Annotated in this window: 1 protein-coding gene; it reads right to left on the reverse strand. The window is 62.5% G+C overall.

What is annotated here, in order from left to right:
- The coding region (locus tag EN884_RS36735) for a sugar ABC transporter ATP-binding protein (RefSeq protein ID WP_245492061.1) at positions 1-1,063 on the reverse strand (1,063 nt) is incomplete at its 3' end.
- Positions 1,064-1,083 lie beyond the last annotated feature (20 nt).

The following is a 1,083-nucleotide window of genomic DNA, read 5'->3' on the forward strand; positions in this document are numbered from 1 at the left end:
CCTTTTGCTGGTTGCCGCCCGACAGCGAACCGACCGCAGCCGACAGGCCCGCCGCCTTTATGTTCATGACCTCCATCATGCGGGCGATGACGTTTCGATATGGCCGCGCCGGCGCAAGTTCCGGGCGCCTCGAATGCAATCCGATGGCGATGTTGTGGGCGATCGGCAAAGCGAGGAAGAGCCCCTCTTCCTTGCGGTCCTCGGGAACGAAGCCGACCTTCAGCTGCTGCAAATACCGAACGCCCGCCGACGCCGGGAGCGGCATCTTCAGCGCCTTGCCGTTGATGGAAATCGTCCCGGCGAAGGGATGGTAGCGGCCAATCAGCGATCGCAGGAAGCGCTGCTGGCCCTGCCCTTCCAGCCCGGCCAGGGCGACGATCTCGCCCTTGTGCAAAGTCAGCGACAGCGGCTGCGATGTCTCGGTGATCTTGAGGTTTTCGACGCGCAGTATCTCATCGCCTACATCGCCCGTACGATCGGGAAAAAGGTCCTGGAGTTCGCGTCCGACCATCATGGCGATGAGTTCGTCGGTGGTGATCTCGGGCACCGTCCTTGTGCCGACCAGTGCGCCATCCTTCAGCACCGTCACGGTGTCGCACAACTCGAAGATCTCCTCCATGCGATGCGAGATGTAGACGATGGCTTTTCCCTTGTCGCGCAGCCGGCGGATGTTGCGGTTGAGCACATCGACATCGGCCGCGTTGAGCGCCGCCGTCGGCTCATCGAGGATGAGCACGCTGGCGTCGGCCTGGATGCAATGCGCGATCTCGACGAATTGCCGCTCGGCTATGGTCAGGTTGGAAACGAGTTGCGACGGGTCGAGCGTGAGGCCGAGTTCGCCAAGCGCCCTGGCGGTCTGGCTTTTCATCGCGGGATAGTCGATCGAGCCGAACCGGGTCGTCGGCTCCCGGCCGAGGAACATGTTCTCGGCGATCGACAGATTGGGCAGCAGCGAATGCTCCTGGAAAACGGTCGAAATGCCGGCATCGAGCGCGGCGCGCGGCGACTTCAGATCGAGCTTCTCGCCGCTCATGAAGATCTCGCCGGAATCGTGCTGATGCACACCCGCCAGAATCCTCATCA

The organism is Mesorhizobium sp. M7A.F.Ca.AU.001.01.1.1 (assembly GCF_004022735.1).
GTDB classification, from domain to species: Bacteria; Pseudomonadota; Alphaproteobacteria; order Rhizobiales; family Rhizobiaceae; genus Mesorhizobium; species Mesorhizobium ciceri.